At 72.8% G+C, this 23,677-nt stretch carries 18 protein-coding genes; 8 read left to right on the top strand and 10 right to left on the bottom strand.

Going from position 1 to position 23,677, the window contains the following annotated elements; all coding sequences use genetic code 11:
- Positions 1–440 (bottom strand): beta-galactosidase (locus BG452_RS48065; protein ID WP_411292943.1); only part of this gene is annotated, 440 nt, incomplete at its 3' end.
- Positions 441–578: 138 nt separating this feature from the next.
- On the opposite strand from BG452_RS48065, the gene leuS reads away from it, so the two are divergent.
- The 5 genes from leuS to BG452_RS13260 all read left to right on the top strand — a co-directional run bounded on the left by leuS (position 579) and on the right by BG452_RS13260 (position 9,431).
- A complete protein-coding gene (leuS, locus tag BG452_RS13280) occupies positions 579–3,464 on the top strand; it encodes a leucine--tRNA ligase (RefSeq protein WP_188304471.1) in 2,886 nt (961 codons plus the stop codon).
- 310 nt (positions 3,465–3,774) lie between these two features.
- Positions 3,775–4,557 carry a hypothetical protein gene (locus BG452_RS13275; protein ID WP_188304470.1) on the top strand — a complete coding sequence of 261 codons (783 nt, stop codon included), beginning with the start codon at positions 3,775–3,777 and terminating at the stop codon, positions 4,555–4,557.
- A 190-nt stretch (positions 4,558–4,747) separates the two neighbouring features.
- Positions 4,748–5,593, top strand: a complete 846-nt coding sequence (locus BG452_RS13270; RefSeq protein ID WP_188304469.1) for a DegV family protein — start codon at positions 4,748–4,750, stop codon at positions 5,591–5,593.
- A 223-nt stretch (positions 5,594–5,816) separates the two neighbouring features.
- A complete protein-coding gene (locus BG452_RS13265) occupies positions 5,817–6,713 on the top strand; it encodes a helix-hairpin-helix domain-containing protein (RefSeq protein WP_188304468.1) in 897 nt (298 codons plus the stop codon).
- 111 nt (positions 6,714–6,824) lie between these two features.
- Positions 6,825–9,431, top strand: a complete 2,607-nt coding sequence (locus BG452_RS13260) for a ComEC/Rec2 family competence protein (protein ID WP_188304467.1) — start codon at positions 6,825–6,827, stop codon at positions 9,429–9,431.
- A 290-nt stretch (positions 9,432–9,721) separates the two neighbouring features.
- Here BG452_RS13260 and BG452_RS13255 read toward each other — a convergent pair whose 3' ends face one another.
- Both BG452_RS13255 and BG452_RS13250 read right to left on the bottom strand, forming a co-directional pair.
- Entirely contained in the window at positions 9,722–10,846 is a 1,125-nt protein-coding gene (locus BG452_RS13255; protein ID WP_188304466.1) for a DUF4185 domain-containing protein, read from the bottom strand.
- 368 nt (positions 10,847–11,214) lie between these two features.
- Positions 11,215–12,510: an MFS transporter gene (locus BG452_RS13250; protein ID WP_188304465.1), complete on the bottom strand. Its 1,296-nt coding sequence runs from the start codon at positions 12,508–12,510 to the stop codon at positions 11,215–11,217.
- A 139-nt stretch (positions 12,511–12,649) separates the two neighbouring features.
- Between BG452_RS13250 and BG452_RS13245 the strand changes: the two genes are divergently transcribed.
- A complete protein-coding gene (locus tag BG452_RS13245) occupies positions 12,650–13,585 on the top strand; it encodes a LysR family transcriptional regulator (RefSeq protein ID WP_188304464.1) in 936 nt (311 codons plus the stop codon).
- A 78-nt stretch (positions 13,586–13,663) separates the two neighbouring features.
- On the opposite strand, the gene BG452_RS13240 is transcribed toward BG452_RS13245, so the two are convergent.
- A complete protein-coding gene (locus BG452_RS13240; protein ID WP_317621019.1) occupies positions 13,664–13,957 on the bottom strand; it encodes a hypothetical protein in 294 nt (97 codons plus the stop codon).
- A 150-nt stretch (positions 13,958–14,107) separates the two neighbouring features.
- Between BG452_RS13240 and holA the strand changes: the two genes are divergently transcribed.
- Positions 14,108–15,106 (top strand): DNA polymerase III subunit delta, encoded by a 999-nt coding sequence (holA, locus tag BG452_RS13235; protein WP_188304463.1) that lies wholly within the window; start codon positions 14,108–14,110, stop codon positions 15,104–15,106.
- 75 nt (positions 15,107–15,181) lie between these two features.
- On the opposite strand, the gene BG452_RS13230 is transcribed toward holA, so the two are convergent.
- The 3 genes from BG452_RS13230 to BG452_RS13220 all read right to left on the bottom strand — a co-directional run bounded on the left by BG452_RS13230 (position 15,182) and on the right by BG452_RS13220 (position 17,104).
- Positions 15,182–15,922 (bottom strand): hypothetical protein, encoded by a 741-nt coding sequence (locus tag BG452_RS13230; RefSeq protein ID WP_188304462.1) that lies wholly within the window; start codon positions 15,920–15,922, stop codon positions 15,182–15,184.
- A gap of 428 nt (positions 15,923–16,350) precedes the next feature.
- Positions 16,351–16,620, bottom strand: a complete 270-nt coding sequence (rpsT, locus tag BG452_RS13225; RefSeq protein ID WP_045938443.1) for a 30S ribosomal protein S20 — start codon at positions 16,618–16,620, stop codon at positions 16,351–16,353.
- 178 nt (positions 16,621–16,798) lie between these two features.
- Entirely contained in the window at positions 16,799–17,104 is a 306-nt protein-coding gene (locus BG452_RS13220; RefSeq protein WP_188304461.1) for an antibiotic biosynthesis monooxygenase family protein, read from the bottom strand.
- Between the two features lie 235 nt (positions 17,105–17,339).
- On the opposite strand from BG452_RS13220, the gene lepA reads away from it, so the two are divergent.
- The gene (gene lepA / locus BG452_RS13215; protein ID WP_188304460.1) at positions 17,340–19,208 is read left to right on the top strand and encodes a translation elongation factor 4; all 1,869 of its coding nucleotides are present in this window, start codon (positions 17,340–17,342) and stop codon (positions 19,206–19,208) included.
- Between the two features lie 83 nt (positions 19,209–19,291).
- On the opposite strand, the gene BG452_RS13210 is transcribed toward lepA, so the two are convergent.
- The 3 genes from BG452_RS13210 to BG452_RS13200 all read right to left on the bottom strand — a co-directional run bounded on the left by BG452_RS13210 (position 19,292) and on the right by BG452_RS13200 (position 23,608).
- Complete coding sequence (locus BG452_RS13210; protein ID WP_317621020.1) at positions 19,292–19,717, bottom strand: FAD-dependent oxidoreductase; 426 nt, start codon at positions 19,715–19,717, stop codon at positions 19,292–19,294.
- A 124-nt stretch (positions 19,718–19,841) separates the two neighbouring features.
- A complete protein-coding gene (locus BG452_RS13205) occupies positions 19,842–21,740 on the bottom strand; it encodes an ABC transporter ATP-binding protein (protein ID WP_188304476.1) in 1,899 nt (632 codons plus the stop codon).
- A gap of 134 nt (positions 21,741–21,874) precedes the next feature.
- The gene (locus BG452_RS13200; protein WP_188304458.1) at positions 21,875–23,608 is read right to left on the bottom strand and encodes an ABC transporter ATP-binding protein; all 1,734 of its coding nucleotides are present in this window, start codon (positions 23,606–23,608) and stop codon (positions 21,875–21,877) included.
- Between the last annotated feature and the right edge of the window lie 69 nt (positions 23,609–23,677).

The following is a 23,677-nucleotide window of genomic DNA, read 5'->3' as shown; positions in this document are numbered from 1 at the left end:
TTCTCGGCGCCGGCCACCGAGGCGCGCCACTGGAAGTGCAGGAGGCCGTCGGCGCCGCGGGCCAGGGCCTGGAGCGACCAGAGGCGGTACAGCCCGGGGCGCTTGGGGACGTTCACCGCGCGCCAGCGCGCCGAGGGGGGGGGGGGGGGGGGGGGGGGGGGGGGCGGGGGGGGGGGGGGGGGGGGGGGGGGGGGGGGGGGGGGGGGGGCGGGGGGGGGGCGGGGGGGGGGGGTCCGGGCGGGGGTGCGGTGACGGGTCCGCGGACGGGGGTGAGGGGTCCGTGGCGGGGGCGGGGCGTCCTCGGGAGTCCCGCGGCGTCCCGGGGCTCCGTGGGTGGGACGGCCAGGAGTGCCCTGACCTGCTTGCGGTACCCTGAGCCCATGCGAACCGTGCGCCTGCTCCTTAGCCGGCCGCGCTGACCAGGACCGGCTGCGCCCCAGGGCGGTGCCGGAGTCGGCGTGGCGTCCCCTCCTGCGAGGGGATTTTTTGTTTTCCGCCCCCGCCCGCGTCGTGGGACGGGTCCACGGTCGGCCGCGTCGCGCGGTTCGCCAACTGACACCGATGGAGCTTGAAGGACGATGAGCGAGACGACCCCTGCGTCCGGCGCGGCCGAGACCGCGACCGAGCCGTTCCGGTACAGCGCCGCGCTGGCGGCGGAGATCGAGTCCCGCTGGCAGGACATCTGGGAGAAGGAGGGCACCTTCCACGCCCCCAACCCCGCCGGTGAGCTGGCCGACCCGTCCGCCGGTGACGTCGCCGCGAAGCCGCACAGCTTCATCATGGACATGTTCCCGTACCCCTCGGGCGCGGGCCTGCACGTCGGCCACCCGCTGGGCTACATCGCCACCGACGTCTTCGCCCGCTACCAGCGGATGACCGGCCACAACGTGCTGCACACGCTGGGCTACGACGCCTTCGGCCTGCCCGCCGAGCAGTACGCCGTGCAGACCGGCACCCACCCGCGGGTCTCCACCGAGGCCAACATCGCCAACATGCGCCACCAGCTGCGCCGGCTGGGCCTGGGCCACGACCCGCGCCGCTCGATCTCCACGATCGACCCGGACTACTACCGCTGGACGCAGTGGATCTTCCTGCAGATCTTCAACTCCTGGTACGACCAGGAGGCGGGCAGGGCGCGTCCGATCGCCGAGCTGGTCGCCGCGTTCGAGTCCGGCGCCCGTGAGGTGCCGGGCGGCCGCGCCTGGGCCGCGCTGTCCGCCGGCGAGCGCGACGAGCTGCTGGGCGAGTACCGCCTGGCGTACGCCAAGGAGGTGCCGGTCAACTGGTGCCCCGGCCTGGGCACCGTGCTGGCCAACGAGGAGGTCACCGCGGACGGCCGCTCCGAGCGCGGCAACTTCCCGGTGTTCAAGTCCAACCTGCGCCAGTGGATGATGCGCATCACCGCGTACTCCGACCGCCTGATCGCCGACCTGGACCTGCTGGACTGGCCCGAGGCCATCAAGCTGCAGCAGCGCAACTGGATCGGGCGCTCCGAGGGCGCCCGGGTCGACTTCGCCGTCGACGGCGGGAAGATCACCGTCTTCACCACCCGGCCCGACACCCTGTTCGGCGCCACCTACATGGTGCTGGCGCCCGAGCACGGCCTGGTCGACTCGATCGTCCCTGCCGCCTGGCCCGAGGACGTCCCCGCCGAGTGGACCGGCGGCGCCGCCACCCCCGCCGAGGCCGTCGCCGCCTACCGCGCCACGGCCGCCGCCAAGTCGGACGTCGAGCGCCAGGTCGAGGCCAAGGTCAAGACCGGTGTCTTCACCGGCGCCTACGCCGTCAACCCGGTCAGCGGCGAGTCCGTCCCGGTGTTCATCGCCGACTACGTGCTGATGGGCTACGGCACCGGCGCCATCATGGCCGTCCCCGCCCACGACCACCGCGACTTCGCCTTCGCCCGCGCCTTCGCGCTGCCGATGCGCTGCGTCGTCGAGCCCACCGACGGGCGGGGTTCCGACCCGGCGGAGTGGGCCGACGCCTTCGACACCTACGACTCGGTCATCGTCAACTCGGCGCGCTCCGAAGGGGACCTGTCCCTGGACGGGCTGAGCGTCGTGGACGCCAAGGCGCGGGTCACCGCGTGGCTGGCCGAGCGCGGCATCGGCGAGGGCACCGTCAACTACCGTCTGCGCGACTGGCTGTTCAGCCGTCAGCGGTACTGGGGCGAGCCCTTCCCGATCGTCTACGACGAGGACGGCGTGATGCACGCGCTGCCCGAGTCGATGCTGCCGGTCGAGGTCCCCGAGGTCGACGACTACTCGCCGCGCACCTACGACGCCTACGACGCCGCCTCCTCGCCGGAGACCCCGCTGTCCCGCAACGAGGACTGGGTCAACGTCGAACTGGACCTGGGCGACGGCGTCAAGACGTACCGCCGCGAGACCAACACCATGCCCAACTGGGCAGGTTCCTGCTGGTACGACCTGCGCTACGTCGACCCGACGAACGCCGACGCCGTCGTCGACCCGGCCAACGAGCGCTACTGGCTGGGCCCCACCGAGGCCAAGCCGGCCGGCGGCGCCGACCTGTACGTCGGCGGCGCCGAGCACGCCGTGCTGCACCTGCTGTACGCGCGCTTCTGGCACAAGGTGCTGCACGACCTGGGCCACGTCTCCTCCGTCGAGCCGTTCCACAAGCTGTTCAACCAGGGCATGATCACCGCGGACGTCTACCGCGACGAGCGCGGCTTCCCGGTGCCCGCCGCCGAGGTCGAGGAGCGCGACGGCACGTACTTCTGGCAGGGCGAGGCGGTCAAGCGCGAGGCCGGCAAGATGGGCAAGTCCCTGAAGAACGCCGTCGCCCCGGACGACATCGCCGACGAGTACGGCGCCGACACCCTGCGCCTGTACGAGATGTCGATGGGCCCGCTGGACGTCTCCCGCCCCTGGGACACCCGGGCCGTCGTCGGCTCGTACCGCTTCCTGCAGCGGCTGTGGCGCAACGTCGTCTCCGAGACCACCGGCGAGCTGGTCGTCACCGACGAGGCGCCGGACGACGCGACGCTGCGCGCCCTGCACAAGTCGATCGACGGCATCCGCGGCGACATGGCCGGGCTGCGCTTCAACACGGCCGTCGCCAAGGCCATCGAGCTGAACAACTTCCTGGTCAAGCGCGGCTCCACGCCCCGGGCCGTGGCCGAGCAGCTGGTGCTGATGGTCGCGCCGCTGGCCCCCCACATCGCCGAGGAGCTGTGGCGTCGGCTGGGCCACAGCGAGTCGCTGGCGCACACCGACTACCCCGTCGCGGACCCGGCGTACGTCGTCGACGAGTCGGTGACCTGCGTCGTCCAGATCAAGGGCAAGGTCAAGGCCCGGCTGGAGGTCGCGCCGAGCATCACGGACGCCGAGCTGGAGGCGCTGGCGCTGGCGGACCCGGCGGTCGTCGCGGCGATCGGCGACGCGGCGGTGCGGAAGGTGATCGCCCGGGCGCCGAAGCTGGTGAACATCGTGACCGGCTGAGGCCGGTCCTCGGGCGGTGACTGACCGGGCGGGTGTCCTTCGGGGCGCCCGCCCGGTGGTTTGTGTGGCCTCATTGCCTCATTGCCGCGTTGCTGAGTGCTGAGTTGGTGCGTGGGTGGGGTGGGGTGAGGTGGGGAGCAGGGGCGGGGGTGAGGCCCTCGGGGAGATCCCGGATCTGTCCCTGATCTCCGTCCGTCGGACCCCTCCGCACTGCCCTCCGGACCGGTATCGCGGCTACCGTGGAACCCACGGCATTGCGGCCCGCGTTGGGCTCGTTGGGGGCCGGATCGGTGGCGGAAGGTGGCGCGCGATGGACGTGTTCGGCGTGATGATCGGCTTGGTCCTGCTCTTCGGGATCGCGACGCTCGTCCTGGCCGTGGTCGGTACGGTCAAAGCGGCCAAGGCCGTCGCCGCGAAGGTCGGGAAACACGAGGCCAACGCCCGGCGCGCCGTCGAGACCGCCACCCTCAAGGCGAAGACGTACACCAAGATCGGCCCGCCCGCGCAGATCGCTACCGTCCGCCTCAAGCTGCGCACCGCGCTGGACGGCACCCGGCAGGTGCTGGAGGGCGGTCTGGCCGGGGACAGCCAGCTCGGCGAGTCCCTCGCGCTGCTGACCCGGCTCGACGCGCACGCGGCGGAACTGGACGGCGAGCTGCGGGTGCTGGAACGCGAGCCGGACACCGCCCGGATCGCCGCCAAGCTCCCTGAGCTGCGGGAACGGGCGGAGCGGATCACCCACGCGGCGGAGACCATGCGGTGGGCGGCGCAGGACCGGATGCAACGGTTCGCGGACGACGAGCTGAGCCGGCTGAGCCAGGAGTGCGAGAGCGAGGCGGGGGCGCTGCGGCACTGGGACACGGGGGCGGGGTCCGGGGCCTCTGGTACTGGTGCTTCTGGTGCCGGGGCTGCTGGTGGTTCCGGTGCTTCCAGGGCAGCGGGTGCTCCCGGGGTGGCTCGGGCCGGGCTGACGGACGGGAAGGGGCGGCCGAGCGCCGAGGACCTGCTCGGGCTGGCCGACCCGCTGGCGAAGCTGGCGCAGCGGTTGCGGAAGCCGTCGACGGGTACCTCGGCGGGGCCGTCGGCGGGCTGAGTCCGGGCCGGGGCCGGGGTCGGCCCATGTCCGGGCCTCCCGGGGCGCGCGCGTTCGGGCCTGCCGGGCGGTGCGCTTTCGGGCCTTTGGGGGAGCGCGTGCGGGCCTAGCGGGCGGTGTGCGTGCGGGTCCACGGGGGAGCGCGTGCGGGCGCTGTCCTCCCGGACGAACGGGGAGTAACCTCCGCCTCATGCCCTCCGACCTCGCAGTTGTCACCGATTCCACGGCCTATCTGCCGCAGGACGCCCTCGACCGGCACGGGATCACGGTGGTTCCGCTGAGCGTCGCGGTCGGTGACTCGGTCCGCTGCGAGGGCGTCGAGATCTCCCCGAAGGAGGTCGCCGAGGCGCTGCGCGCCAAACAGCGGGTGACCACCTCCCGGCCCAACCCGGAGTCCTTCGCCGCCACCTACCGGGCGGCCGCCGAGGCAGGGGCGAAGGGCATCGTGTCGGTACACATCTCCGGCGAGCTCTCCGGCACGGTCGAGGCCGCCCGGCTGGCGGCCGCCGAGGCGCCCGTACCGGTACGGGTGGTGGACAGCCGGCTGGTCGGCATGGCCCTCGGGTACGGGGTGCTGGCGGCCGCCGAGGCGATCGCGGACGGCCGGGGACTGGTGGAGGCGGCCGAGGCGGCGACCCGGCGGGCGGCCGGGACCAGCGGCTTCTTCTACGTGGACACCCTGGAGCACCTGCGCCGGGGCGGGCGGATCGGGGCGGCGCGGGCGCTGCTCGGCTCGGCGCTGGCGGTCAAGCCGCTGCTGCACCTGGACGGCGGGCGGATCGAGCCGCTGGAGAAGGTGCGGACGGCGTCGCGGGCGATCGCCCGGCTGGAGGAGATCGCGGTCGAGCGATCGGGGGAGGGTGAGGTGGACATCACCGTGCACCACCTGGCGGCCGAGGAGCGGGCCGAGCCGCTCGCGGAGCGGCTGCGGGCGCGGGTGCCGGGGCTACGGGAGCTGTACGTGGGCGAGGTGGGGGCGGTGATCGGCGCGCACGTCGGGCCGGGGCTGCTCGCGGTGGTGGTCGCGCCGCGCTGAGGCGGGCGGTGGGGTGGTGCCGGGGCGTCGTGGTGCCGGGCGTCGGGGGCTGGGCGTCGGGGGCCGGGGCGTCCTGGGGTGGGGCGTCCTGGGGGTGAGGTGGGTCAACTTCGGCATGGGGTGGTCACTCGTGTGAGTGACCGTTCTTATCCACAGCCCCGGGTTATCCACAGGGTTTCGGTAATTCCTGCGCGCGCGCCGGAGGGCTCCTAGCGTCCTCGCCATGACGACCTTGGGCCTGGGCGCGGCGGAGCGCCAAGCGATCAACGAGACGGTGCGGCTGCGGATGGCGGCGCTGCTGCCGACGGGCGACGAGCTGGTGGGTGCCGCTCAGGCCGCTGCCGTGCTGTCCTCCCCTGCAGCTCAGGCGCCTCCCGCAACGGCGGCTTCGCCTCCGGGCGCGGCGGTGCTTCCCGACCCGTCACCGGCCGGGGCGCGACTGCGGTTCGCCTCGGTGCTGGCGCTCGACCGGCGGGCGGTGGCCGGGCTGACGATCCTGCTGCTCTTCGCGGTGGGCTACGCGGTGCAGCACTTCTGGCTGGCCAGGCCGGAGGCGGTGGCCGTACCGACGCTGGCCGCGGCCTCGGCACTGCCGGAATCGAGCCCGGTGGCAACCGACGGCCCGCCCGGCAGCGGGGCCGGTCCGCCGGTGGCTGCCGCAGGCCCGGGGGCCGAGGCCGCCGTGGTCATCGACATCGGCGGTCGGGTCCACCTGCCGGGCCTGCACACCCTGCCCGGCGGATCACGGGTGGCCGACGCCCTGCGGGCGGCCGGCGGCCCGCTGCCGGAGACGGACACCCGAGGCCTCAACCTGGCCCGCGTCCTGACGGACGGTGAGCAGATCCTGGTCGGCGAGCAGGTGCCGGCCCCGGTTCCCGTCCCGGTCCCGGCCGGCGCGGGCGCACTATCCGGCGCCGGTGCGCCCCGACCACCCGTCAGCCTCAACCGCGCCACCCTCGAACAGCTCGACTCCCTCCCCGGCGTCGGCCCGACCCTCGCCCAGCGCATCCTCGCCTACCGCACCTCGCACGGCTCGTTCCGTTCGATCGACCAGCTCCGGCAGGTCAGCGGGATCGGCACCCGAACGTTCGCGGAACTCCGTCCGCTCCTCACCCTCTGACGCCCCTGCCGTTCCCGCCCCTGCCGTTCCCGCCTCGTCCTGTTCCCGCGTTGCTCCGTTTCCGCGTCGCTCCGTTCCCGCCTCGCCGGCTCCCGAAGGGAGGTAGCCGCCTTGTCCACCACCGCCACCACCACCGCTTCGCTCCCGCGTGCCCGGTCCTCGGGTGCCGACTTCCGGCTGCTGCTGCCCGCCGTGTCGGCCTGGCTGGTCACGGCGGTGCTCCTGCCCCTCGGGCCGGGAACCGAGCTGCCGCTCTTCTCGCTGGCCGGCGGCGCCGTGCTCGTGGCCGTCCTGCTGCTCGCCCGACCGGGCCTGCTGCGTCGGCGCGGGGCCGCGGTGGCGCTGGCGGCCGTCCTGCTCTCCGGCGCGGCGGCCGCGATCGCGACCCCGCTGCACACCGCCGACCTGCACCGGGGGCCCCTGCCGGAACTCGCCCGCGCGGCCGAGCAGGCGACCCCGCGGTCCCCGGGCGAGCCCGCCCCGGCGGTGGAGGTGGAGCTGACCGTCGAGGGCGACCCGAAGGTCCACACCTCCCGGGGCGGCACCACCGGGGGACAGACCCTGCTCACCGTCGAGGCCGTGGCCGACCGTGCCACCGTCCTCCCGGACGGGCGGGCGACCCGGACACACACCCCGGTGACCGTCATGGTCCGCGGGCCGGAGAGCAAGCCCTGGCTGCGGCTGCTGCCGTCCGAGCGGCTGTCCGTCGAGGCCGAGGTGCGGTCGGCGGGGGAGGGCTACGACACCGAGTCCGCAGCGCTGCTGGTCGTCCACGGCCCGCCCCGGCGGCTCGCACCGCCCAACCTGCCGCAGCGGATCGCCGGGCGGCTGCGAGAGGGGCTGCGCACGGCCAGTGACGGGCTCCCGCCGGACGCGCGCGGACTGCTCCCCGGGCTGGTCGTCGGCGACACCTCGCGGCTGCCCGACGACCTGGTGGACGCCTTCCGGGCCACCGACCTGGTGCACCTGGTGGCGGTCAGCGGGGCCAACCTGGCGATCGTCCTCGGCGTACTGCTGGGCGCCCCCGGCCAGGCCGGCACCCCGGAGCGGCGCGGGGTGGCCGCGCTGCTGGGGCTGTCGCTGCGCACCAGCGCCCTGCTCGGCACGGGGTTGGTGCTGGCCTTCGTGACCGTCTGCCGGCCCGAGCCCAGCGTGCTGCGGGCAGCGGGAACAGGACTCATCGGCATGCTGGCCCTGGCCACCGGCCGCCCCCGTAGGGCCGTCCCCGCGCTCGCCGGGGCCGTCCTGGTCCTCGTCCTGTGGGACCCGTTTCTGGCCCGCTCCTACGGCTTCCTGCTCTCGGTGCTCGCCACCGCCGGGCTGCTCGTCCTCGGTCCGCACTGGGCCGAGTCCCTGCGGGCCCGGCGCTGGCCGCACCACCTGGCGGGTGCGCTGGCGGCCACGGCGGCGGCGCAGGCGCTGTGCGCGCCGGTGACGGTGGTGCTGTCCGGACACATCAGCCTGGTCGCCGTCCCGTGCAACCTGCTGGCCGAGCTGGCGGTGGCCCCGGCGACACTGCTCGGCTTCGGGGTGCTCGCCCTGCAGCCGTTCTTCCCGTCCCTGGCCCGGCTGCTGGCCGAGCCGGCCGGGGTGCCGGCCAGCTGGCTCGCCTTCGTCGGACGGCGCGGGGCCGAGCTGCCCGGCGGCCAACTGTCCTGGCCCGGCGGGTGGTTCGGGGTGATCACGGTCGCCTTGGTGACCCTGGCCGCCTGCTGGGCAGCTCCTCTGCTGTTGCCTCGGCGGACGGAATCCGGCCGGCGGGTGCGCGGTCGGCGGCGCTGGGCCCGGGCTTTGGTGACGGGCACCCTGCTGGTGGTGCTGCTGGCGGTCCTGCTGCGCCCGCCGCAGCTTGCCCGGATCGCCACGGGCTGGCCGCCGCCGGGGTGGCGGCTGGCGATGTGCGACGTCGGACAGGGAGACATGTTGGCCCTTTCGACCGGTGTTCCGGACAGTGCGGTGGTGGTCGACACGGGGCCGGATCCGGAGGCCGCCGACCGGTGCCTGCGCGAACTCGGCGTCACCAGGGTGCCGCTCCTGATGCTGACCCACTTCCACGCGGACCACGTCGAGGGCGTACCAGGGGTGTTGCGGGGGCGCCAGGTGGGCGCGGTCGAGGGCACGGTGCTGGACGACCCGCCGGGCGAGGTGGCCAGGGTGACGGCCTGGGTGGCGGGGGCCGCTGTACCGCTGCTGCGTGCGGGCCGTGGTGAACGGCGTTCGGTCGGTGCGGAGTTGGCCTGGGACGTGGTGTGGCCCGATCCCGGAGCGGTCGTCGACGCGCCAGGTGCGAACAACGCCAGCGTGGCCATGGTGGTGTCGCTGGCCGGCGGCTTGCGGATGGCGCTGCTCGGCGACCTGGAACCGCCCGCCCAGTCCGCCCTGGTGGGCCGCCTGGGCCGGGTCGACGTCCTGAAGGTGGCCCACCACGGCTCGGCCCATCAGGACTGGGACCTGACCGGCGCCCTGCGGCCTCGGCTCGCCCTGATCTCCTGCGGCGAGGGCAATGCGTACGGGCATCCGTCACCCCGTACGGTCGACCGCCTGCGGGCACTGGGTGCCACCGTCCTGCGAACCGACCGCGCGGGGGACATCGCCGTGACCGGCGACTCCCCGTCCACCCTCGCCGTCGCCGTCCACCCCCAGCCCGCCCACGCGACCCGCTCGGGGCACTCCTCCTCCGGGCGCTCCACCCGCAAGCCCCGCGCCCCGCCCCGATGACCCTCGCTCTCCTCTTCCCTCCACGAGATGGGGTGGGCAGGAGGTAGGGGTGGGGGAGGTGGAGGGAGGGGCGGGGGCGGGGGCGGGGGCGGGGGCCCGGGGAAAGCGATTGCGGCGTGCTCCGGGCCAGCCCGGAGCACGCCGCAGAGAACAGCCCCAGACCCCAGCCCCAGACCCCAGCCCCAGACCCCAGCCCATGTTGCCCAACCCCACGCCCCCGGTAGGGACATGAGGGCAGGCGCACGGCCCCGGCTCGGAGCGAGCCGTCGAGGGACCAGGCACCGACGGGCTCAGGAGAGCATGTTGATCCGGTACTGCATGATCCGGTAGTTCGTCGGGTCGTACCACTGGCTGACGACGATGTGGAAGTCGCCGAACGTCGAGCCGGGGATGACGAAGCCGCCGTACGGGCTGGCGACGAGGTTGGCGGCCTCCTGGCCGGGGGTGCCGGGGAGGATCATGGTCTGTTCCAGGGTCCTGGTGAGGTCCGAGGTGGGGAGCGGGAAGACCATCGCCCTGATCGACAGCGGGTCCATGTTCAGCCAGGTGAGGACGTACTTGCCGTCCATGGCGCGGAAGCACATCTCACCCCACTTGCGGGTGCCGAAGACGGTCGTCGGGGCGGGGGCGTTCCAGCGCCAGCCGCCGTCGGCGTAGCCCCAGGGCTCGTAGGCGTCCGGGTTGCCGAGGCTCTCCTTCCGCACCCGGTGGAGCAGCATCCCTGACTCCACCTCGCGGTTGAAGACCGTGGAGAGCACGTAGCAGTAGCCGTCGTCGGCCACGGCGTACGTCTTCTGCTGGAACTGGCCGCCGTACAGGTCGCCGGGCCACTGGCACAGGTACTGCCAGGTCTCTCCGTTGTCGGTGGAGCGCCAGAAGTCGGTGTGGTGGGTGTCGTAGATGACGCCGCGCATGAGGTGCATGTACATCACGCCGTCGACGACGAACGCGTCGGACGGGATGGCGGTGGTGAACTTGTCGCCGACCGGGTTGTGCGGCTCGTCCACGAGGCTGTTGGCGTGGCCGCCGCCGACGCTGCCGTCGATGCGGAGGTTGTTCAGGTCCGTGCTGCCGGAGCGCAGGCCGACGGGGGCGCGCCAGTCGGTGGCGCCGACCTGGCCGCCGTCGAAGGTGTCGCCGCAGACGAAGAGCATGGTGCCGTTCGGGCACAGCACGGGGATGCCGAGGTCGGTCCACGGCGCGGCGAACGGCCCGGTCTCGACGGGGCCGCTGAGGTTCTTCAGCTTGGTGGCGATCGTCGAACTGGTCGGGTCGTACGGGCCGTTGGCGATCGCTGCGGGAGCGCCGGAGCCGATGACCCCCGCCCCCACGGCGGCGCCGATGCCGATCGTGAGGAGCCGGCGGCGGGAGGGCCTGCCAGTCGTCTCGTCGCTTTCGTCCGATGAGCGGGTCATGGTGTCGAGGGCCTTCCGAGTCGACGGATTCCGCGGCTTCGCCCGGAGCGCGCACCTCGGTGGCGACGGGGCGCCACCGAGGCTACGGCGGCCGGTCGCCGGCCCATCGGTCGGTGGGCGAACCTTCACCCGAATTGGTGAGGCCGTGCGGGAGCCGCCGGTCCGGCGTCCCGGTACTGGGGCGGTGGCCTGTGCCCCGGTGCTGGGGCACAGGCCTGGAGGAGGGCGTTCCGTTCGGTGGTGCCGACGATGCGGGCCCGGCCGGGGAGGGCCTGGCGGAGCAGGACGTCGTGGCGGCCGGGGGCCGGGTCGGCGACGCCGTCGGACAGGAGGTGGCGGCCGGTCGCCGGGTGGCGGCCGCCGGTGGGTCAGGAGCGGCTGAGGGACGGTTCCGGCTGGTGCGGCGCCGCCGTCCGGTCGTGGCGGGGGAGGAGGAGCGGGGTGGCCAGGATGAGCAGTCCGGCGACCGCGAGGGCGGTGCGCGGGCCGGTGGTGTCGGCGAGGAGACCGCCGAGGGCGGTGCAGATGGCGATGGACGCCTGCTGGCCGATGGACCAGGCGGACAGGGTGCGGGCGAGGAGGTGCTTGGGGGTGCGTTCGAGCCGGTAGGTGGCGAGCACCGGGTTGTACAGGCTCATGTTGACGATGATCGCCAGCTCGACGGCCATCACGATGAGTAGGCCGACGACGCCGGGGCGGACGAGGACCAGGCCGATCAGCCAGACGGCGCGCAGGGTGCCGACGGTCCGGAAGACCCGGTGCCGGCCGTGGCGGGCCACCACGCGCCGGGCCAGCCGGGAGCCGATCAGTCCGCCGAGGCAGGGGGCGGCGAAGGCGAGGCCGTACTGCCAGGGCGGGAAGTGGAGTTGGCGCAGCATGAGGACGGCCAGCAGCGGTTCGGTGGCCATGATCAGCCCGCCGACGAGCAGGTTGTTGAGGTAGAGCGCCCGCAGTGCGGGGTCGCCGAGGATGTGCCGCCAGCCGTCGAGCAGTGCGCCCGCCCGCAGGCCGCCGGCCCGTACGGAGCTTCCGCTGCCCGCCCCTGCCGGGCTTCCGGCGGCGGGCTGGGGCGGTTCCTCCCGGCCGCGGATGGCGGTGATGCCAGCGGCGGAGAGCAGGTAGCTGAGCGCGTCGGCGATCACGGTGGTGACGGGCCCGAAGAGGCCGATCGCGGCGCCGCCCAGCGGGGGGCCGATCGCGATGGAGCTCCAGTTGGTGGATTCGAAGCGGGCGTTGGCGACCAGGAGGTCCTCGGGCCGGACGAGGGCCTTGAGGTGGGCGCCGCTGGCGGCGTTGAAGGCGATCTTGGCCGCGGCGACCACGGCCGAGACGGCGAGCAGTTGGACGAAGCCGAGCCGTCCGAGGGCGTAGGCGAGGGGGATCGTGGCCATGGCCGCGAACCGGGCCAGGTCCATGGCGATCATCACCGGGCGTTTGCGCCGGAACTCCACCCAGGGCGCGAGCGGTACCGCGATCAGCGCGCCCACCGCGGGCCCCACCGCGGAGAGCGCGGACACCTCGGCCGGTCCGGCGTGCAGCACCAGGACGGCCAGCAGCGGAAGTGCCCCGAAGCCCAGCCCGGAACCGTACGCGCTGACGGCGTACGCCGCCCACAGCCGGCCGAACCCCGGCCCGAGCCGTCTCCTGCCCACCCAACCCAGCATGTCCGGCGTGCTCCCTCGGTATCTCGTCCGCACAATCCGACGTTGACCGGTGAGAGCTAACCGAGCGGCGTGTCCGCAGGTCAAACAACCGTCCTACGGCCTGGGTACAACCGTCCGTTGTTCACTAAGGTGGGCCGACGTGGACCTCGAAGCCGTACGCACCTTCGCCGCCGCCGCGGAAGCCGGCCAGTTCCAGAAGGCCGCCGCCGACCTGTCGATCACCCAGCAGGCCGTCTCCAAGCGCATCGCCGCGCTGGAGCGCGATCTCGGGGTGCGGCTGTTCACCCGCACCCCGCGCGGCGCCGAACTCACCATCGACGGGCAGGCGTTCCTGCCGCACGCCCGTGAACTGCTGCGCGCCGCCGAGCGGGCGGTCGCCTCGGTGCGCACCGGCCGTCGGCCGCTGCGGGTCGACATCATCGCCTCGCGCGGCGCGGGCTCGGGGCTGATGCGGGACTTCCACCGCGCGCACCCCGAGGTCGAGCTCGACGTGGTGATGCTGTTCGACGTCGGGGCGGCCGTCACCGCGATCCGCTCGGGGACGATCGACGCGTCCTTCCGCGCGGTGGCCGCGCCCGGCCGGTCCTTCCCGGAGGACGTCGAGTCCGTCCGGGTGCTCGACGAGCCGCTGCAACTCCTCACCGGGCCCGCCCACGTGCTGGCGGGTGCCCGCTCGGTGACCGTCGCCCAGCTCGTCGGCCACCGGATCTGGATGCCCGGCATCGCCCCGGGCACCGAGTGGGCCGCCTACTACGACGACCTCGTCGCCGAGTTCGGGCTCACCATCGAGGCGACCGGTCCCAACTTCGGCTCCGACGCGCTCCTGGACACCGTCGCCGACACCCCGGCCCTGGCGACATTCATGAGCGAGCGAACCCGCCTGGTCTGGCCGGCCGGCCACGGCCTGCGCCGCATCCCGGTGACGGACCCGACGCTGGTCTACCCGCACTCGCTGCTGTGGCACCGGGACAACCCCCACCCGGCCCTGGCCACCCTCCGCGCCTACCTGGCCGCGGCCGCGCCCGCCCACGACGCCGCCGGGACGTGGCGGCCGGACTGGGTGCTCCCGCGCTGAACGCCGCAACGGACGCCGCAACGGACACCCAACGCCGCGACGCCGCGCGCGGGCGGCGTCGCGGCGTCGCGGTGTCGGTCAGGCCTCCTCGCGCCAGCCCTCGTACGAGGTGGCCACGGTGTCGAGGGCGTGCAGCAGGGCCGGGGTCCAGCCGTCGGACGGCGGGTCGAGGACGACCAGCCACTGGGCGTCCTCGGCGTCGTCCTCGCCGGCCAGGGCGTCGCGGACGATCTCCAGTTCGCCGAGGTCGGGGTGGGCGGCGGAGAGTTCCTCGGCGGCCTCGTCGGCGGTGTCGCGGTCGGGCAGGACGAGCAGCTGGCGGACGAAGGGGTCGACGACGTCCGGGAGGTCGGTGGTGTGGTTCTCGGTCACCGGGCCATTCTCCAGGTCGGGTGCGGTGGCCCGGGTAGCCGGGGTTCGGGGTTCGGGGTTCGGGTTCGGGGTTCGGGCGGTCGGGGTCCGGACGGTCCGGCTCCGGCCGTCGGGCGGGAGTGTCCGCGGCGCGTGGGATGCTGGTAGGCGATGGCCAGGAAGAGTGCACCCGACGACCTGCTCGCCCCGCTGACCCTCGCGGTCGGCCAGGAGGAGCTGCTGCTGGACCGTGCGGTCGCCCAGGTGGTGGCCGCGGCGAAGGCGGCGGATCCGGACACCGACGTGCGGGACGTGCCGCCCGGCGGGCTGCAGCCCGGCAGTCTGGCCGAGCTGACCACGCCCTCGCTGTTCGCCGAGCGCAAGGTGATCGTGGTCCGGGCCGCGCAGGACCTCTCCGCCGACTCGGTGAAGGAGGTCAAGGCGTACCTCGAGGACCCGGCCGAAGAAGTGATCATGGTGCTGGTGCACGCCGGCGGGGCCAAGGGCAAGGGCCTGCTGGACGCCGGTCGCAAGGCGGGCGGGCGCGAGGTGGCCTGCGCCAAGCTGGCCAAGGCGAGCGAGCGACTGGCCTTCGTCAAGGGTGAGTTCCGCACCCTGGGCCGCTCCGCGACCCCGGAGGCCTGCCAGGCGCTGCTGGACGCGCTCGGTAGCGACCTGCGTGAACTGGCGGCCGCCTGCAGTCAGTTGACCTCGGACGTCGAGGGCGCGATCGATGACACGGTGGTGGCCCGCTACTACAGCGGCCGGGCCGAGGCGACCGGGTTCGAGGTGGCCGACCTGGCCGTCACCGGCCGGGCGGCGGAGGCGCTGGAGCGGCTGCGCTGGGCGCTGGCCGTCGGCCAGCCGCCGACCGGCATCACCTACGCGCTGGCCTCCGGGGTGCGCAGCATCGGACGGCTGGCGACGACCGGGCGGAACATGCGTCCGGCCGATCTGGCCCGCGAGTTGGGCATGCCGCCGTGGAAGGTGGACCGGGTCCGCCAGCAGATGCGCGGCTGGACGGGCGACGCGGTGGCCACCGCGCTGACCGCCATCGCCCGGGCCGACGCCGACGTCAAGGGCGGTTCGGCCGACCCGGCCTTCGCCCTGGAGCGCGCGGTGGTCGCCGTCGCCAAGGCCGCCCGGGCCGGCTCCCGCCCGTCCTACTGACCCGCTCCCGCCCTGTTCTCCTGACCCCGCCCCCGCCCGTCCTGCTGGCCCGCTCCCGCGCGCGGCCCCGGGCCGCTACTTGCGCATGGCCCGTACGGCGTTGTCCGCGTCGGTCTGCAGGTCGTTGCGGAGCTCGGTCATGGACGGCGGGGTGGACTTCCCCTGGGTGTAACTGGCGTTGTAGCTGATGGAGTAGGTCATTGCGCCGTCGCGGATCTGCACTTCGGCGAACAGGCTGTGGTACGAGCCTGATCCGCTGTCGTCCTTGTAGATGAAGAACGCCGCCTCGCCGAGCCCCGGGATGTCGGTGATCTGGTAGCCCCGGGTCCGGTAGAACTCCTTGCCGGCGTCCTGCTCGGGCGCCGGGTTGACGGCCTTGTGCAGGTCGGCGCGGATGTACACGCTGGCGTACTCGCTGTCGCTGCCGCCGCCGGTCCGCTTGAGCGACATGGAGCAGTTCATGCTGTCCAGGGCGGCGGTCCGGTCGGTGTTGTGGGACGGCGAGTTGGCATCGGTGGTGACGGAGTACGTCGCCAGCAGCCGGGAGGGCTTCGCGGTGGCGCAGAAGTCGTCCGAGAGGTGGTAGCTGCCGAGGCTGCGCGGCGAGGAGTCGCTGCTGACCAGGTCCGGGACGACCAGCACGGCGGTGGTCCAGCCGGCCGAGGCGAGGAGTGCCCCGACGAAGGCCCAGACGGCGTTGCGGCGCAGGTTCCCGCCCTTGCGCGGCGTCGTGCCGCCGCCGGGTGTGCCAGGCGCTCCCGGCGAGGTCGGCAGCCCGGGCGGCGGCCCGAACCCGCCGGCGGCCGGCGCCGCCATCCCCGGCGCGGGCACCCCCACCCCCGGTGCCGCCACCCCCGGCGCCCCAGCCCCCGGTACCCCAGCCCCCGGTACCCCTGGCGTGCCCGACTGCTGCGGGAACCCGTACCCCGGCCCGTTCGGTGCCGAGGACGGCAGTGGCGGTGGTGGCGTCGTCATGGAAGTTCCCCCTCTGGGCTGGCGCCGCGGGTGCTCCCCGCACCCCCGGTCGCGCGTGATCGACCATAGCGGCCGGGGCGCGGAACGCGACAGGCGCCGTGGTCCGCCTCCCTGAGGAGGCCGACCACGGCGCCTGTCGTACAACTGCTGTGCACCGCACCCGCGTGGCGAACGCAGGCCGCGTACGGTGCGAGTCTCGCGCGCCTCGGAGTTCCGGGTAGAGGGCCGGGTCACTCCGCGGCGGTGGGGGCGAGGCGCCCCCGAGGGCGTCAGGCCTGGACGGCGGTGTTGACGCGCTTGGTGATGGCCGACTTCTTGTTGGCGGCCTGGTTGGCGTGGATGACGCCCTTGCTCACGGCCTTGTCCAGCGCCTTGGAGGCGGCGCGGGCCAGCACAGCGGCCTTCTCGGTCTCACCGGCGGCAGCGGCCTCGCGGGCCTTGCGCAGGGCGGTCTTCAGCGAGGACTTGACGGCCTTGTTGCGCAGGCGCGCCTTCTCGTTGGTCTTGTTGCGCTTGATCTGGGACTTGATGTTCGCCACGAAGGAGCCTCAGTCTTGTCTGAACGGGTTCTGGGGTCCCCCCGGCCGGAGGCTGGGGAGCGTTGCACGCGCAGGCCATCGGGTCAGCTGAGAGGGCATGCCGGGGCCAGGTGCAGCAGCCCACGCTACCAGGGGCCCGCCGCCCGCCCCAAACCGACCGCCGGGCCCGCCCGCGGGGCTAAGCGCTCAGTACCGGCTCCCCGTAGTGCTCGACGTCCGGGAACGGCCGGTAGAACCGGTGCAGCAGCTCGCGCCACCGGAGGTACTCGGCGGAGCCGCGGAAGCCCTCGGTGTGGTCGGCGAGGGTCTCCCACTCCACCTGCAGCAGGAACCGGGAGCCGCGCCCCTCGTCCAGGCAGCGGCGCAGTTCCAGGGAGCGGAAGCCGTGCTGGACGGCGATCAGCGGGCGGGCCTCGGCGAAGGCGGCGAGGAACTCGTCCTCCCGGTCGGGCAGGACGTCGAGCAGGGCGCTTTCGAGGATCATGGCGGGCCATCCTGCCGCCGAGCGGTGGGGTGGCGGAAGGCTGTGCAGTGGGGGAGCGGAAGCCGTGCGGCGGGGTGACGGAAGGCTGTGAGGTGCCCGAACGGCGCCCCGGGTCGTGGTCGTGGGAGGATGGGAGGAACTATTTCGATCGGACGAGACTGTCCGGTCCCCGGGATAGCCGGTCAGCGATGATCCGGACACCCCCGGCCCCGGACCAACGGAGAATCGGACCAAGGTGCCCGCGACCCCCAGCAATGTGCCAGAGCCCAGCCGTACCGACCCGGCGCTGATCCGCAACTTCTGCATCATCGCCCACATCGACCACGGCAAGTCGACGCTCGCAGACCGGATGCTGCAGATCACCGGCGTGGTCGACCCCCGGCAGATGCGCGCCCAGTACCTCGACCGCATGGACATCGAGCGTGAGCGCGGCATCACCATCAAGTCGCAGGCGGTCCGCCTCCCGTGGGCCCCGAAGACCGGGCCGGACGCCGGGACGACGCACATCCTCAACATGATCGACACCCCCGGCCACGTGGACTTCACGTACGAGGTGTCCCGCTCCCTCGCGGCCTGCGAGGGCACCATCCTGGTGGTCGACGCGGCCCAGGGCATCGAGGCGCAGACCCTCGCCAACCTGTACCTGGCGCTGGAGAACGACCTCACGATCGTCCCGGTCCTCAACAAGATCGACCTGCCGGCCGCCCAGCCGGAGAAGTACGCGGCCGAGATCGCCCACATCATCGGCTGCGACCCCTCCGACGTGCTCCAGGTCAGCGCCAAGACCGGTCTGGGCGTCGAGGACCTGCTGGACCACATCGTCAACACCATCCCGGCCCCGGTCGGCGTCAAGGACGCCCCGGCCCGCGCGATGATCTTCGACTCGGTGTACGACTCCTACCGCGGCGTGGTCACCTACGTCCGTGTCGTGGACGGCCAGCTCACCAAGCGCGAGCGCATCCAGATGATGTCCACCGGCGCCACCCACGAGCTGCTGGAGATCGGCGTCATCTCGCCCGAACCGAAGGTCGCCGACGGCCTCGGCGTCGGCGAGGTGGGCTACATCATCACCGGTGTGAAGGACGTCCGGCAGTCCAAGGTCGGTGACACGATCACCTCGATGCACAAGGGCGCCACCGAGCCGCTGGGCGGCTACAAGGAACCGCGTCCGATGGTGTTCTCCGGCCTGTACCCGCTGGACGGCTCGGACTACCCGCTGCTGCGCGACGCCCTGGACAAGCTGCGCCTCAACGACGCCGCCCTGGTGTACGAGCCGGAGACCTCGGTCGCGCTCGGCTTCGGCTACCGCTGCGGCTTCCTCGGCCTGCTGCACCTGGAGATCATCCGGGAGCGCCTGGAGCGCGAGTTCAACCTCGACCTGATCTCCACCGCCCCGAACGTGGTCTACCGGGTGGTGATGGAGGATGGCAGCGAGCACACCGTCACCAACCCGAGCGAGTTCCCGACCGGCAAGATCTCCGAGGTCTACGAGCCGGTCGTGCGCGGCACCATCCTGGCGCCGAACGAGTTCGTCGGCGCGATCATGGAGCTCTGCCAGTCGCGTCGCGGCAACCTCCAGGGCATGGACTACCTGTCCGAGGACCGGGTCGAGCTGCGCTACACCCTGCCGCTCGCCGAGATCGTCTTCGACTTCTTCGACCAGCTGAAGTCCAAGACCCGCGGCTACGCCTCGCTCGACTACGAGCCCATCGGCGAGCAGACCGCCCAGCTGGTCAAGGTCGACATCCTGCTGCACGGTGACCCGGTGGACGCGTTCTCCGCGATCGTGCACAAGGACAAGGCCTACGGCTACGGCGTGATGATGGCCGGCAAGCTGCAGAAGCTGATCCCGCGCCAGCAGTTCGAGGTGCCGATCCAGGCCGCCATCGGCTCCCGGGTGATCGCCCGTGAGACGGTCCGCGCGATCCGCAAGGACGTCCTCGCCAAGTGCTACGGCGGTGACATCTCCCGTAAGCGGAAGCTGCTGGAGAAGCAGAAGGAAGGCAAGAAGCGGATGAAGATGGTCGGCAGCGTGGAGGTCCCGCAGGAGGCCTTCATCGCCGCGCTGTCCACCGACGCGGAGACGCCGAAGGACAAGAAGTGACCGCGGGCGCGGCACGCGCGTAGCCGCGAGCGGCACCAGGAAGGGCCCGGGCATCCGCCCGGGCCCTTCCGCGTGGACGGGGGCTACTTCAGCGCGGCCAGCACGGCGGTGACAATCCCGGCCTTGGCCAGCCGCCCCGCGGCGCCGGTGGACACGGTGGGCTTCATGGCGTCGTCCGGGTGGACCAGCTGGAGCAGCCCGTCCCGCCGGCCGAGGCTGCGGCACTGCACGGTGTACCGGAACGAGAACGGCTCCGAGGTGCGCCCGTCGAGCAGCCGCCCGACGTACCGGCCCTGCGGCAGCGCGGTGGCGCAGCCCATCCGCAGGGTGCCGATGCCGGGCACGGTGACGGCGGCGGCGTCGCCGACCACGTGGACGTCCGGGTGCGAGAGCGAGCGCAGGTGGTCGTCCACCAGGGCCCGGCCGCGTTCGTCGACGGCCAGTCCGGCCTGGGCGGCCGGCGGGTGCGGTTCCACCGAGGCGGCCCACACGGTGAGTTCGGCGTCGATCGGGCCGGCGGTGGTGCGCAGCCCGCGGGGGCCACGGTAGCGAAGCCCGTCGGCTCCGGCGAGGCCCCGGCGCGCGAAGAGCCGGGACGGAGGGTCCCGTCCCGGCTCTTCGTGTGACGACGGATCAGTCCACCTCGGCCACGGCCTCCGCGAACTGCGCCTGGTAGAGCCGGGCGTAGGCGCCGTCGGCGGCGATCAGCTCGTCGTGGGTGCCCTGCTCCACGATGGAGCCGTTCTCCATCACCAGGATGACGTCGGCGTCCCGGATGGTGGAGAGGCGGTGGGCGATGACGAAGCTGGTGCGGCCGGTGCGCAGCCGGGCCATGGCCCGCTGGATGAGCACCTCGGTGCGGGTGTCGACGGAGCTGGTGGCCTCGTCCAGGACGAGGATCGACGGCTGGGCGAGGAAGGCCCGGGCGATGGTGATCAGCTGCTTCTCGCCGGTGCTGACGCCGGTGCCCTCGTCGTCGATGACGGTGTCGTAGCCGTCGGGGAGGGTGCGCACGAAGCGGTCGACGTGGGCGGCCCTGGCGGCTTCGATGACCTGCTCGCGGGTGGCGGAGCCGGCTCCGTAGGCGATGTTGTCGGCGATGGTGCCGCCGAAGAGCCAGGTGTCCTGGAGGACCATGCCGATGCCGGAGCGCAGGTCCTCGCGGGACATCGCGGAGATGTCGGTGCCGTCGAGGGTGATGCGTCCGGAGCTGACCTCGTAGAACCGCATCAGCAGGTTGACCAGGGTGGTCTTGCCGGCGCCGGTGGGGCCGACGATGGCGACGGTCTGGCCGGGTTCGACCTTGAGCGAGAGGTCCTCGATGAGCGGCTTGTCGGGGTCGTAGCGGAACGACACGTCCTGGAAGGCGACCCGGCCGTGGACGGTGTCGGGCTTCTCGGGCATGGCCGGCTCGGGGCTCTGCTCGGCGGCGTCGAGGAGTTCGAAGACGCGCTCGGCGGAGGCGACCCCGGACTGCACCAGGTTGGCCATGCTGGCGACCTGGGTGAGCGGCTGGCTGAACTGCCGGGAGTACTGGATGAAGGCCTGGACGTCGCCGATGGACAGCGAGCCGCTGGCCACCCGCAGTCCGCCGACCACCGCGACCAGCACGTACTGCAGGTTGCCGATCAGCATCATCGCGGGCTGGATGATCCCGGAGATGAACTGGGCGCGGAAGCTGGCGTGGTACAGCGCGTCGTTGTGCTCGCGGAAGGTCTCGGCGGACTCGCGCTGCCGGCCGAACACCTTGACCAGGGTGTGGCCGGTGTACATCTCCTCGATGTGGGCGTTGAGTTGGCCGGTGGACTTCCACTGCTGGACGAACTGCGGCTGGGCCTTCTTGCCGACCCTGGCGGCGACGACCACCGACAGCGGCACCGAGACCAGGGCGATCACGGCGAGGATCGGGGAGATCCAGAACATCATCGCCAGCACGCCGACCACGGTGAGCAGCGAGTTGACGACCTGGCCCATGGTCTGCTGCATGGACTGGCCGATGTTGTCGATGTCGTTGGTGACCCTGCTGAGCACCTCGCCGCGCGGCTGCTTGTCGAAGTAACTGAGCGGCAGCCGGGCGAGTTTGGCCTCGACGTCCTGGCGCAGCCGGTAGCTGGCCGACTGGATCGCCTTGGTGGCCAGGCGGCCCTGGAAGATGCCGAAGACGGCGGAGGCGACGTAGATGCCGAGCACCCAGAGCAGGATGGAGCCGATGGCGCCGAAGTCCATGCCGTGGCCGGGGGTGAAGTCGACGGCGCCGAGCAGGTCGGCGATGCCGCCCTCGCCGTGGGCGCGCAGGCCGGCGATGACCTCGGCCTTGGAGGTGCCGGGCTGGAAGCGGGCGCCGATGACGCCGGCGAAGATCAGGTCGGTGGCGTCGCCGAGGATCTTGGGGCCGGTGACGGCGCAGCCGATGCCGAGCACGCCGAGCGCCAGCACGCCGAGCAGCAGCTTGCGTTCGGGGCGCAGCAGGCCGAGGACGCGCTTGCCGGAGCCCTTGAAGTCCATGGACTTCTCGGTGCCCTGGCCGCCCATGAAGCGGCCCGGTCCGGCCGGGCCGCGGCGGGCGGCGGCGGCCTGGGAGTCGCTGGGGAGCGTGTCCTCCGGCTTTCCGCCGTCCGGCCCGGCGGGCCTTCCGGCCGGTGTTCCGGCACGCTTTCCTGGGGTGGTCACGCCGCCTCCTGCTCGGTGAGCTGGGAGAGCACGATCTCCCGGTACGTCGGGTTGTCGGCCATCAGTTCGTGGTGGGTCCCGCTGCCGACGACGGCGCCCTCGTCGAGGACGATGATCCGGTCGGCGTCGCGGATGGTGGACACCCGCTGGGCGACGATCAGCACGGTGGCGTCGGAGGTCTCGCGGGCGAGGGCCTTGCGCAGTTTGGCGTCGGTGGCGTAGTCGAGCGCGGAGAAGGAGTCGTCGAAGAGGTAGACGTCGGGGCGGCGGACGAGGGCGCGGGCGATGGCCAGGCGCTGGCGCTGGCCGCCGGAGACGTTGCCGCCGCCCTGGGCGATGGGGGCGTCCAGGCCTTCGGCCAGCTTCTCGACGAACTCCTTGGCCTGGGCGATCTCCAGGGCGTGCCAGAGTTCCTCGTCGGTGGCGTCGGGGCGGCCGTAGCGGAGGTTGCTGGCGACGGTGCCGGAGAACAGGTAGGGCTTCTGCGGGACGATGCCGACGCTGTCGGCGATCGCGTCGGCGGCGAGCTCGCGCACGTCCACGCCGTCGAGCAGGACCTGGCCGGAGGTGGCGTCGAAGAGCCGGGGGACGAGGCCGAGCAGGGTGGACTTGCCGCTGCCGGTGGAGCCGATGATGGCGGTGGTCTCGCCGGGGCGGGCGGTGAGGTCGATGCCGTGCAGCACGGAGGCTTCGGCGCCGGGGTAGCGGAAGTCGACGTCGCGCAGTTCCAGGTGGCCGCGGCGCAGCAGTTCGGTGACCGGGGCGGCGGGCGGGACGACGCTGGAGGAGGTGCCGAGGACCTCCTGGACGCGCTCGGCGCAGACCTCGGCGCGCGGCACCATCATGAACATGAAGGTGGCCATCATGACGCTCATCAGGATCTGCATCAGGTAGGAGAGGAAGGCGGTGAGTCCGCCGATCTCCATGTCGCCGCTGTCGATGCGGTGGGCGCCGAACCAGAGCACCGCGACGCTGGAGATGTTCACGACCAGCATCACGGCGGGGAACATCACGGACATCAGCCGGCCGACCTGCCGGGCGACCTGGGTGAGGTCCTCGTTGGCCTCGGCGAAGCGGTGCTGCTCGTGGCCGTCCTTGACGAAGGCGCGGATGACCCGGATGCCGGTGATCTGCTCGCGCAGCACCCGGTTCACGGTGTCGATCTTCACCTGCATGCTGCGGAACTTCGGCCGCAGGGCGCGGACCAGCAGGACGACGACCACGCCGAGGGCGGGGATGACGGCGAGCAGCAGTCCGGACAGCGGGACGTCCTGGTTGAGCGCCATGATGATGCCGCCGACGCACATGATCGGTGCGGCGACCATCAGGGTGAAGCTCATCAGGGCCAGCATCTGGACCTGCTGGACGTCGTTGGTGGTGCGGGTGATCAGGGAGGGCGCGCCGAACTGGCCGACCTCCCGGGAGGAGAAGCCCTGCACCCGGTCGAAGACGGCGGCGCGGACGTCGCGGCCGAAGGCCATCGCGGTGCGGGCGCCGTAGTAGACGGCGCCGATCGAGCACAGCGCCTGCACGAGGGTGACGCCGATCATCACGGCGCCCAGGCGCAGGATGTAGCCGGTGTCGCCCGTGACCACGCCCTTGTCGATGATGTCGGCGTTGAGCGTGGGCAGGTACAGCGCCGCGAGGGTGGACACCAGCTGGAGGAGCACCAGCAGGGTGATCGGTCGGGAATATGGGCGCAGGTACGCCCGGAGCAGTCTGATCAGCACTGGCACACTCTTGTCGTCGCCGGTCGGGTTCGCACCCCAATTCTCGTCGTTCCGCGGCGTCGTACAGAC

This window comes from Streptomyces sp. CBMA123 (assembly GCF_014596465.1).
Taxonomy (GTDB): Bacteria; Actinomycetota; Actinomycetes; order Streptomycetales; family Streptomycetaceae; genus Kitasatospora.
The sequence above is the reverse complement of the archived record's forward strand: the minus strand, read 5'-3'. Positions and strand labels throughout refer to the sequence as shown.

Coding starts and splice junctions, on each gene's coding strand:
- leuS (WP_188304471.1), top strand. CDS start 579: ATGAGCGAGACGACCCCTGCGTCCGGCGCGGCCGAGACCGCGACCGAG.
- BG452_RS13275 (WP_188304470.1), top strand. CDS start 3,775: ATGGACGTGTTCGGCGTGATGATCGGCTTGGTCCTGCTCTTCGGGATC.
- BG452_RS13270 (WP_188304469.1), top strand. CDS start 4,748: ATGCCCTCCGACCTCGCAGTTGTCACCGATTCCACGGCCTATCTGCCG.
- BG452_RS13265 (WP_188304468.1), top strand. CDS start 5,817: ATGACGACCTTGGGCCTGGGCGCGGCGGAGCGCCAAGCGATCAACGAG.
- BG452_RS13255 (WP_188304466.1), bottom strand. CDS start 10,846: ATGACCCGCTCATCGGACGAAAGCGACGAGACGACTGGCAGGCCCTCC.
- BG452_RS13250 (WP_188304465.1), bottom strand. CDS start 12,510: ATGCTGGGTTGGGTGGGCAGGAGACGGCTCGGGCCGGGGTTCGGCCGG.
- holA (WP_188304463.1), top strand. CDS start 14,108: ATGGCCAGGAAGAGTGCACCCGACGACCTGCTCGCCCCGCTGACCCTC.
- BG452_RS13230 (WP_188304462.1), bottom strand. CDS start 15,922: ATGGCGGCGCCGGCCGCCGGCGGGTTCGGGCCGCCGCCCGGGCTGCCG.
- BG452_RS13220 (WP_188304461.1), bottom strand. CDS start 17,104: ATGATCCTCGAAAGCGCCCTGCTCGACGTCCTGCCCGACCGGGAGGAC.
- BG452_RS13205 (WP_188304476.1), bottom strand. CDS start 21,740: ATGGGCGGCCAGGGCACCGAGAAGTCCATGGACTTCAAGGGCTCCGGC.